The 9,771-nt window shown below is 60.3% G+C and carries 12 protein-coding genes; 1 reads left to right on the forward strand and 11 read right to left on the reverse strand.

The features are described 5' to 3' along the window. The 3 genes from GTP90_RS36715 to GTP90_RS33280 all read right to left on the reverse strand — a co-directional run. On the reverse strand, positions 1 to 204 hold a 204-nt coding region (locus GTP90_RS36715), incomplete at its 3' end, for a hypothetical protein (RefSeq protein ID WP_217432059.1). Further along, on the reverse strand, positions 201 to 776 hold the full coding sequence (locus GTP90_RS33275) for a hypothetical protein (RefSeq protein WP_161087533.1): 576 nt from the start codon (positions 774 to 776) through the stop codon (positions 201 to 203). The genes GTP90_RS33275 and GTP90_RS36715, both read right to left, overlap by 4 nt. Next, positions 766 to 2,190 carry a sensor histidine kinase gene (locus tag GTP90_RS33280; protein WP_161087534.1) on the reverse strand — a complete coding sequence of 475 codons (1,425 nt, stop codon included), beginning with the start codon at positions 2,188 to 2,190 and terminating at the stop codon, positions 766 to 768. The genes GTP90_RS33275 and GTP90_RS33280 overlap by 11 nt, the downstream gene beginning before the upstream one ends. A 178-nt stretch (positions 2,191 to 2,368) precedes the next feature. On the opposite strand from GTP90_RS33280, the gene GTP90_RS33285 reads away from it, so the two are divergent. Continuing rightward, on the forward strand, positions 2,369 to 4,279 hold the full coding sequence (locus GTP90_RS33285; protein WP_161087535.1) for a methyl-accepting chemotaxis protein: 1,911 nt from the start codon (positions 2,369 to 2,371) through the stop codon (positions 4,277 to 4,279). Between the two features lie 7 nt (positions 4,280 to 4,286). Here GTP90_RS33285 and GTP90_RS33290 read toward each other — a convergent pair whose 3' ends face one another. From GTP90_RS33290 to GTP90_RS33325, 8 genes are all read right to left on the reverse strand, one after another. Then, positions 4,287 to 4,841 (reverse strand): AAA family ATPase, encoded by a 555-nt coding sequence (locus tag GTP90_RS33290; RefSeq protein WP_161087536.1) that lies wholly within the window; start codon positions 4,839 to 4,841, stop codon positions 4,287 to 4,289. Between the two features lie 11 nt (positions 4,842 to 4,852). Then, on the reverse strand, positions 4,853 to 6,055 hold the full coding sequence (locus tag GTP90_RS33295; RefSeq protein ID WP_371875164.1) for an acyltransferase family protein: 1,203 nt from the start codon (positions 6,053 to 6,055) through the stop codon (positions 4,853 to 4,855). A 17-nt stretch (positions 6,056 to 6,072) separates the two neighbouring features. Then, positions 6,073 to 6,474: a hypothetical protein gene (locus GTP90_RS33300; protein WP_161087537.1), complete on the reverse strand. Its 402-nt coding sequence runs from the start codon at positions 6,472 to 6,474 to the stop codon at positions 6,073 to 6,075. 169 nt (positions 6,475 to 6,643) lie between these two features. Next, the gene (locus GTP90_RS33305) at positions 6,644 to 7,510 is read right to left on the reverse strand and encodes a hypothetical protein (protein ID WP_161087538.1); all 867 of its coding nucleotides are present in this window, start codon (positions 7,508 to 7,510) and stop codon (positions 6,644 to 6,646) included. Continuing rightward, complete coding sequence (locus tag GTP90_RS33310) at positions 7,504 to 8,007, reverse strand: hypothetical protein (RefSeq protein WP_161087539.1); 504 nt, start codon at positions 8,005 to 8,007, stop codon at positions 7,504 to 7,506. Before GTP90_RS33310 ends, GTP90_RS33305 begins: the two co-directional genes overlap by 7 nt. Next, complete coding sequence (locus GTP90_RS33315) at positions 8,004 to 8,681, reverse strand: GTPase domain-containing protein (protein ID WP_161087540.1); 678 nt, start codon at positions 8,679 to 8,681, stop codon at positions 8,004 to 8,006. The genes GTP90_RS33310 and GTP90_RS33315 overlap by 4 nt, the downstream gene beginning before the upstream one ends. Before the next feature lie 187 nt (positions 8,682 to 8,868). Continuing rightward, positions 8,869 to 9,201, reverse strand: coding sequence for a hypothetical protein (locus tag GTP90_RS33320; protein ID WP_161087541.1), 333 nt, complete (start codon positions 9,199 to 9,201; stop codon positions 8,869 to 8,871). A 24-nt stretch (positions 9,202 to 9,225) separates the two neighbouring features. Continuing rightward, a complete protein-coding gene (locus GTP90_RS33325; RefSeq protein ID WP_161087542.1) occupies positions 9,226 to 9,705 on the reverse strand; it encodes a hypothetical protein in 480 nt (159 codons plus the stop codon). Between the last annotated feature and the right edge of the window lie 66 nt (positions 9,706 to 9,771).

Consider the following 9,771-nt stretch of genomic DNA (forward strand, 5'->3'; position numbering starts at 1 on the left):
GATGCCCAGGCGCGGGGGGTAGCCGCGGGGCCTGTTGTGGGCTGGGAGGCGGGGCGTGCCGGGCTCGCGGGCGGTGGCCGCCTCGGCACTTGCTCTCGCCGTGGCGTGCGTTGCCACCGGCTCGGCGAGGGCCCCGGCCGTGCCGGGCGCTTCCGTGTCGGCCGGTTCGTGGCCGGCCATCAGGCGTTCACGCGGGCCGTTCATTTGATCACCGCCTGCGGCCCTGGCGCCGGACGGGCCGGCAGCGTGCGCTCGATGGTCTTCAGGCCTTCCAGCATCTCGTTGAGCTGGTCGATGCGGCGCTGGCTGTCCTTTTGCTGGACGGCCAGCTTGTCGGCGTGCTCGGCCAGCCGGCGCGTCTCCGCGCAATTGCTGGACAACAGCTGCGCCAGCGCCTTGAACGGTTGCGCCTCGGTCTCGGTGGCGGTGGCCACGCTGTCGAGCAGCGCCTGCGCGCGCGCCAGGTCGCCGCTGCCGCGCGTGAGCATCAGCACCATGCCCATCTGGACCGCCACGCGCGGGCTGCGCTGTTGCAGGCTCAGTCCGCTCAACTCCTTGAGCATGTCGCCCTGCGTCATCTTGCGCAGCTGCTGGTGATAGCTGAGCAGTGGACCGACTTCATCGGGCGGCGGTGGCGGCGGCAGTTCCACGATGGCCGGTGGCGGCGGCAGCGTCACTTCGGCCGGCGTGGGCAGCGGCGGCCGGGGTGGGGTCAGCGTGCAGCCGGCCAGCGACAGGCTGAGCAGCAGCAACAGCAGGGGGGAATTACGTTTCATAGGGGAGTTCGATCCGGAAGTGCGCGCCCTGGTCGGAGGGCAGCAGTTGCAAGGCGCCGCCGTGGGCGGCGACGTATTCGTAGACGATGGACAGGCCGATGCCATTGCCCCGGCGCGCGCCGGCAGGCTGGCGCGTGCCCTGGTAAAACGGTTCGAAGATGCGGGCCGCGTCGTCCGGCGCCACGCCCGGCCCCTGGTCGAGGCAGTCGAGCAGCAGCTTGCCGTCGGCCTCGGCGATGCGGAACGTCACCTGCCCGCCGCGCGGGCTGAAGCGCACGGCGTTCGACAGCAGGTTGCCGATGGCGACCGCCATCTTCTCGGCGTCGACCGCGATGGGACGGGCGCGGCCTTCGATGGCGACGCCCAGGCCGGCGGCCTGCCATTGCAGGCGCTGCGCGGCCACGGCCTGCGCCAGCAGCGCCGCCATGTCGGCCGGCTCGCGTTGCAGGCGGTGGGCGTCGAAGGTGGCGGCGTTGTAGCGCAGCAGCGCCTCGATCTGCGATTGCAGCGCCGCCGTGTTCTGGTTCAGGATGCCGGCGATCTCGCGCTGGTTGGGCGACAGCGCGCCGGCCACGCCATCCTCCAGCAGCGCCACGCCTTCGCGCAGCGCGGCCAGCGGCGTCTTCAGCTCGTGCGAGATGTGGCGCAGGAAGCGGGCCTTGTCCTCCTCCAGGTCCGACAGCCGCTGGCGCAGCCAGTTCAGCTGCTGGCCCACGTGCTGCAGGTCGCTCGGGCCGCGCACGGCGATGGGCTGGTCGTAGCGGTTCTCGCCGAGCCGGTCGATGGCCGATTCGATCTGCGCCAGCGGGCGCGACAGCCATAGCCCGAAGCCGCCGGCCAGCAGCGCGGCCAGCACGATGGAGGCGATCACCTGGCCCTTGAGCACGCCGCGCCGCTGGTCCAGCTCGGTGAGCAGTTCGCCGTTGCGGCGGTCGACTTCCTGCTTGACCTCGTCGGCCAGCTCGGCGTTCACGGCCGGCAGCGGCGCCAGCACTTTCTCCAGCGCCTGCTGGCGCGCGCTGGAACGCGGACGCGCGGGCGCCTGCAACAGCTCCCACGCCTGCTCGCCCGCGTGGCGCCAGCGCTCGAAGGTGGACGGCGGCGTGTAGGGCAGGGCGGCGGACACCGCGTCCAGCGCCGCGCGCGCCTCGCGCCAGGCGTCGGCGTAACGCTTGCGGAAGGCGGGGTCGTCCAGCACCAGGAACTGGCGCGCGCTGCGCGCCATCGCCACGCTGCGCTCGGCCAGTTGCTGGGTGTTTTCGGTCAGTGCCAGGGCGTGGCGCCCGCTGTCGCGGCTGTGGGCGGCGAGCCGGTCCAGCGTCCACAGCGCGTGCAGCGAAGCGGCGCTCAGCAGCACGGCGATCAACAGGAAGACGCCCAGCAGCAGCTGGCGAAACGAGAGTTTCGTAAGCATCGTCGTTAAATAGTCTCTATATTGGCTGAATGATATGGCGAAAGCGCCCCTACAGCCTGTTCGATTGGTTGCGTTGCTGTCCTGCACAGAACGGAAATTTTATGTTGCGCATGGCAACACTCTTCGATTACGCTGATTTACAAATTTGCATGTGCCGATTTAACTTTTGGGGAGTGTCATGGCTAGTCTTCTGCGTCGTCTGTCGATCCAGCAAAAACTGATGCTCAGCATGGCGGCCTGCCTGCTGCTGTTCCTGGCGATCTCGGCGACGCTGAGCGTGGTCATGACGGGCAACAGCATCCGCGAGCGGGTGGTGACCCAGGAACTGCCGGCCGAGGTGGGCGAGATCCGCAACGACATCCTGCGCCAGATCGGCGAACCGCTGGCGGCCGCGTTGTCGGTCAGCGCCAACACCTTCCTGCTGGACTGGGAAAAAGCCGGCCTGCCCGACAGCGGCCTGCCGGCCTGGACCGCATACGCGGCCAGCATCCGCAAGAGCGCCAAGGCGGCGGCGGTGTCGTGGGTGTCGGCCAGCACCGGCAAGTACTTCGACGACAAGGGCTACAACCGCACGCTGGACAAGGGCGCGGCGGCCGACCAGTGGTTCTATGGCTTCCTCGCCAGCGGCAAGCCGTACTCGCTGAACCTGGACAAGGAGCCGGGCGCCAGCAGCTACAACGTCTTCATCAATACGCGTTTCGACACCGGCGACGGCAAGATCGGCGTGGCCAGCCTGGGCCTGGCGGTCAACAAGCTGGCCGAGAACATCCGCAGCTACAAGGTCGGCGAGTCCGGCTTCGTGTACCTGGTGCGGCCGAACGGCATGCTGATCGTGCACCGCGATACCGCGCTGGCGGACGGCCAGCATTTCATGAAAGACCTGCCGGGCTTCAATGCCGAGCTGAGCACCAAGCTGCTCGGCGGCCAGAACTACACCAGCGCCGCGTATTCGGCGCCGGGCGGCAAGCGCCTGGTGGCGTCGTCGTTCGTGCCGGAGCTGAACATGTACGTGATCGCCGAAGTGCCGGAGTCCGAAGTGCTGGGCGCGGTCACGCGTTCGGTGACGATCTCGGCGCTGGTGGGCGGCCTGGTGGGCGGCGGCATCGGCCTGTTCGTGGTGTACCTGGTCAGCCGCGCGATCGCCGCGCCGGTGGCGCGCGCCGCGCAGATGCTGGGCGAGATCGCCGACGGCAACGGCGACCTGAGCCGCCGCATGACGGTCGAGAGCGAGGACGAGGTCGGTGCGCTGGCCGATGGCTTCAACCGCTTCGTGTCGTCGCTGAACGCCACGATACGCCAGGTGCGCGACAGCACGGAGACGATCGCCACCGCGTCCAGCGAGATCGCCAGCGGCAACCTGGACCTGTCGGCGCGCACCGAGGCGCAGGCGTCCAGCCTGGAGGAGACCGCGTCCGCGATGGAGCAACTGACGGCCACCGTGACGCAGAACGCGGAGAGCGCCAAACAGGCCAACCAGCTGGTGCAGTCGGCTTCCGGCTATGCGACCGAGGGCGGCGAGGTGGTGGGCCGTGTGGTGCAGACCATGGTGTCGATCAAGGACAGTTCGCGCAAGATCGTCGACATCATCGGCGTGATCGACGGCATCGCGTTCCAGACCAACATCCTGGCCTTGAACGCGGCGGTGGAAGCGGCGCGCGCGGGCGAGCAGGGACGAGGGTTCGCGGTGGTGGCGTCCGAGGTGCGCAACCTGGCGCAGCGCTCGGCCGGAGCTGCCAAGGAGATCAAGGAACTGATCGGAGACTCGGTGACCAAGGTCGATGCCGGCAGTGTTCTGGTCGATGAGGCCGGTGCCACGATGAGCAAGATCGTATCGTCGGTGGAGCAGGTGACCAGCATCATGGGCGAGATCGTCGCCGCCAGCCACGAGCAGAGCGAAGGCATCGCGCAGGTCAACCTGGCGGTGACCGAGATCGACAGCACCACGCAGCAGAACGCCGCGCTGGTGGAGGAGGCCGCCGCCGCGGCGGGCTCCCTGCAGGAGCAGGCCGCCAACCTGGCCGAGGTGGTCAGCGTGTTCAAGCTGGAGGATGCACCGCGCGCCGGCGCCGGCCGCCTGGCGTTGCGCTAGGCGCGGTCTACTTGCCGCCTGTGGACACCTGATCAAGTATGAACGCGAGCCGCTCTTCGACCGATACCTTGGGAAGTACGCACGTTGTGTAGCCAGCCTGCGCATATGGCGCCAGGGTCGGCTCGAACGAACGCGCAGCACGCGCAAAGGGCGCTTGCCGCCATTGATCGCAGACGTAAATCTCGGGCCAGGGTTCCGCCACGAAGACGGTATTCGCGTAGCGGCGCGCGTTCGCTTCCGCGACATATGCGGGATCGATGTCCAGGCCTAGCAGCTGCATATGCCCTATACACTCGGGGATGCCACGATCAAAAAACACGGGTGGGGGTAGGGACTTCGCCGCGTCGTAGGCTCTGATATTTCGCTCCATGACCGCATCCATAAAAACTTGCAAGTTGGTCTTTGGAAGCAGTGTTCCTCTCAACCTTTCCTGTTCATGAACGATTGAAAGCGCGGCCTCAGGCACGACTGAAAAGCCTTGTTCGCCAAGCGCGTTCAGCAGAGTCGACTTGCCGGCACCAGAGGCGCCGGTGATGACATAAAACTTTTCGCAACTAGCCAAGATTGGGTCCCTCAGGCTCTTGGATAGTTAATCGGCTGCTGCGCCGGATTTGCGGTGCGATGCATATTCAATTCTCCCCTAGGATACGAGCGCGCCCGTAGTTGCATGAACGGTGTCTCTACTAGCCGGTACAGTAGCCAACCGCCAAAAATTCCAATGGCCATGACCACGATAATGTTAAATGGTGCGTCGACGTCCATGTCCGTTGCCTGAAGTTCCGGACACAGAGCCATAAAGACTGGCTTGTGGACCAAGTACACGGCATACGACCAGAGCGCCAAGCTCTTCGCTCCCGGGATTTGCAGGCGGTTCAGCAACGATGATGGGCTAAGCGCCGAGCAGGTCAGCAGCGCGAAACTGGCTGCGATCAGCGAAAAGCCAAAGGCCGATGCAAGGAAGACAGTCGGTGCTTCGTTCATTACACCGTACAGCACGGCTGCGGCACTGGCGAGACCCGCTACAAACAACGCGTTTCCATAGCGAAGAAGGCGGGCGTATCCAGCGGGATGGAAATTCTTCAGCAAGGCAATGGCTACCCCTGGCAGCAATTCGTCGAAGCGGCCATAGCTTGAGTAGTACACTGGCGCAGCGAATACATCCTTGCCATTCATGAAGGCAATGCCGCGTGCTGTCATGCCGGCCGCGATGGCCGCAAGCAAGGCACACCAAAGCGCGCGCGGCGAGCGCCTGCTACCGACCAAGGCAACCACCGCCAGCGGCAGCACCAGGTAGAACTGCTCCTCAATGCAAAGCGACCATGAATGTGTAAACGTCTGGTCATAATTCATACCTATGTTTTGGGTGAATGTGAGAAAGCGCCAGAGAGAGGCCATTTTCTCGCCTGAGATTGGACTGTGGGGCAGCAGCAGGTAAACGGCCAGCAGTACGTAGTAGTTCGGGAGGGTGCGCAGCAGGCGTCGAGCAAAAAAAGTCCGCAAGTTCAGACTCTCGCCGCGGGCTGCGGGCGCCAGGAGCTGGTTGCCGATCAGGTAGCCGCTCAGTACGAAAAACAGGTCGACGCCGGCCCAGCCGATGCTCCCGATAGCGCCAAAGCCCGGCCCTTGTCTGACATAGCCGTTGTAGTGCGACATCAGCACCATTACTATTGCTAGCGAGCGCAAGGTGTCCAGCCCGACAAGGCGGGCGGGCGAATCGGAATGCATCATTAGAGTTTTTTTTGTTGAAAGTATGCGAAAGAACTTATCAAACGCCACAGTCAGCTTCTGGTCGGTTACAGCCCCAGTGTGGTGCCGAATGGGTTCATGACTCGCACCACTTCTACAGGCTGGTTTTCAAAAATCCTTGATTTTGACCACGTGGTGTCATGTAGCGCCCACTTTACCTGGGTGGCGCGCAAGCGCGTGAGAATTTCGTCTTTTACATCTATGAACTGAAGCGGATGGCCGGCACTACCACCCTTGATGCGACTCATCGATATCTCGACCCAATCGATTTCACGAAGCGGAAGTGGGCCTCCTGGCCCGTCAAGATAGCCATCTGTCGGCATGGTCAGCAGTTGCTCCCAATCGCCTTCCTGAGGAGTTCCACTTCCCGTCGCACAAAAGCGAATCCAACAACGTAGATTTGAAACCAGTTCACATATAGGTGACCAGTACGATAAAGTGTCGTTCAAATTTTCACCAGTCTTTCAAATTCCTGCTTTCAAAATAAGCGGCAGCTCTTGGCCGGGAGTTGCCTCCCCAAAAGCGGAAGTAACGCTTCCCCAAAAGCTGCCATGCACTGCCTAAATTAGGCAGTGTCACAAAGGCGGCAGCGACTTGAATGACTCGACAGCAGGCGCGTCAAAATTTCACGACGACGGTCAACGTATAGTCGTGCTGTTCTTTGATAACTCGCTCATACTCGACGGAGAGCGTTACAAACTTGGGCACCTTCAGTCGTCCAACGACGTTGAGATTGCTTTTTGCCTCGTTCGATAGGTTCAGGGTTAACTTACGCGTCAGCAGCCGGTTCATGCCTTCCCGCCTCATTTCGAGGAGCGTGCACATGTTCGGGTCAGCGAGCAGGCCGGTGCGACGGAGAAGCCTTTCCGCAGCCGCAATGTCGGGTGGGCTTCCAGCAAACTCGTCACAGAGGTTCATTTGAGCGCGAAAACGTTCAAGTTCCTCAGCCTCGATAGAAAGTTGGCCGGTTGCACCGAGCCGCTCCGCCTTCAGGTCAACCGAAGACTTGCCTGTGCGGGTGCGAAGGTCGATTTGCTCAACGCTTACCTCTTTCGCTCCAAGGTACATGCACAAGGTGGAGAAATGCATGTGCTTCCCAAGTGCGAAGCGCTGAGGGGCAAGCGATGCTTCTTCATAGGAGTCTCCATCGAAAGGGCTCTGAACTAGCATACTGCCTGGACGAGCAAGGCCGGCGTCGATTATGTTCCTAAGAGCCGGCGACACTTCGCCCTGCGGGCGAATTGGGAAGGGGAGGATGTAAGCCTCTTCATCGAACAGCGATTGCGCGGCGCCGGGTTCGTAAGCGCACTTCTCGAGGTCATGCTGTTGGAGAACGAGGATTGCCTTGCGGTTGCTCGGATCACGGGGAAAGGAACCTGTCGTCATAATTTGATAATCGTTCGATATCTGCTCAATATTGGTGGGAATCGCTACGTCCACTACGGTCGCAGCTACCTGGTTCTTTGTCCTTTCTTTGGCTACCAATCCTTTCGCGCCAGCCAATAGACGACGGCCAAAATTACGAGCCCCAACCCCATTATCCCGGTTGTGCGTACGAGCTTCTTCATCGAGGATTTTTTTTTTAGGGTATCGAAAGAGGCCCGCGCTAGTTCGAAGTGCTCGGGCTGTAACGTACGCCCAATTCTTCTCGCAAAGTCGCCGAGCGCAACCGCAGTTGCGTTACCGAGGGCATTGCCAACGGCAACGTCATAGTCGCCGTAACATATGATCGGAGCGGTTCTCCCTGCACTATCGCGTTGTACGGATGGAACCTCGACGACGAAATGTCTATCATCAGCGGTTAGTAGCACGCCATCCTTTCCACAGATTCGTGCTCCCTTTTTAATTACACTCGACACCAGCGACACGGCCTCTTGACGCAGCGCAGTGTCATCGGGACCCAAAACCTTCCCGCCCAATTCAAAGTGGTCTGGTGAAGTGTTGTCAAGAGCCTGAGCCCAAAGGATGAATTTATCGGTCATGAAGCCACCTGCATGAAGACTTGATAGACAAGCGCCTCGGTATATTGAATGGTCTTCATGCTCCCCAAGACAACTTTTACTCGTTGTGCGCCGCCCGCACGTGCGACGAGTTCCACGACGATGGGAAGCTGCCTGAACTTGTCGACGTAGTCACCCATCTTGTCGTCTAATGTACCGACGAACTCCGAATCGAAGTCGCAGTGAGTTCCGATGATAAAGACGCCTGGTCGCCTGTCGCGGGATTCGAGCCAATCTCCGATGTGCTTCACGTCTCCCCGGACACGCGCCTCAACGGCAGGATCGCCGACGATTAATCGATCGGCGCGGAGAAGGTAAAATACGACGTCAGCTTGATCAACCTGTTCCATCCACTCGCCGTAGGCCGCCTTGTCGCCTGACACGTCGAGCAAGTCCTTCACCTTCAAGTTGAGATCGCTGAGCTGGAAGCGGCGCCCCGAAGCCTTCTCGGGAGCGACCGTTTGCTTGTACTCGGCGGGGATAGAGCCTGTAGTAAGGAATTTTACTAAGTGTGTCTTACCTACGTCGCGCGCGCCCAAGACGGCGAGACGCTTGCCTTTCAAAGCGACGACAATGTCGTCCCACTTGACAGCAATTGTGGTGCCTAGAAGCAGGGACACGGCACCAATCGCTACAAATATTAGTGGCACTACCATTCAATAAACTCCCGACGAATAATTGTTCATCTAACAGGGCGGCTCAGGTATCGAATAACTACATCGACCTTTACAAACGGCCGTTAATGGCCGAATGCAGCCAAGATGGCCAGTGGATGGTGATTTCACAGCAGTTCGCGTGTAGCCTCAAGCTTTCGTATCTCATTTGGAAGCCGTTCTTACACCGTTAGCTGATTTTTAAATTATTACGTTTTGCCCGACGGTGTGCGATGTAGACGCCGAGCATCAGCAAAGGCACCTGGAGGATGCTCCCGGCGATGAATTTCCAAAAACTGGGCAACTCGCCCAAGTCAGGTGAAAATCCTCTCCATACCACAATAATGAAGGCGTGTACGAGGACACCGAAAGGAACACAAAGCAGGAATGACAGCCTCTTTGTCGTTACAAAGATACCCAAGAAATACCCAAATGCAACTGCAATCAATAAAGAAATCAAGTCCAAAACTCCTATTTTTAAAAAAATATCCAATGTCTGTTCTTGGCCGAAGTCAGCCGTCATGCGGCAATGCCATCGCACTACGCGTCATGACTTTTTGGCGGGCAATCCTTTGGTCTTGTTCAGCCATATCGAATAAGACATAAGGCCATACGCCAACATGATTAAATGCAAGAGTCCGAAGCCTTGCCAGCCACCATTGGCATTGAACTTCAGTGCCAATGCGAAAAGCTCCATGAAAATCAGAGGGCAGATAACGAAGATGTACAGCCAGGCCATCTTGACCCATGGCTTGTGCGTGGTCGATAAGCTACCTGCTGCCTCAATTCTGTCGATAGAGGATTGAAAAGGGTCATTAGGGCGATAGATGTATGGCTTCGACTCCAGTGGCTCCGGCGTATCAGATTTCTCAGTAGTCAACGGTTTTTCGGCGCTTGGATGACTCTCCAGCGAGGTTCCTCCGGTCGGGATGTCGAGGTAGAAGTTGCCTGCCTTGATGCGTTGGTTTGAATCGCCACGACCATTGTAGACACTCCTGAGCCATAATTTAGGCAAAGGAGAAATCATGAGTGGGAAGCGTTACACGGAAGAATTTAAGGTCGCTGCGGTCAAGCAGGTTCTTGAGCGCGGACA

This window comes from Duganella vulcania (assembly GCF_009857655.1).
In the GTDB taxonomy this organism is placed as follows: domain Bacteria; phylum Pseudomonadota; class Gammaproteobacteria; order Burkholderiales; family Burkholderiaceae_D; genus Rugamonas; species Rugamonas vulcania.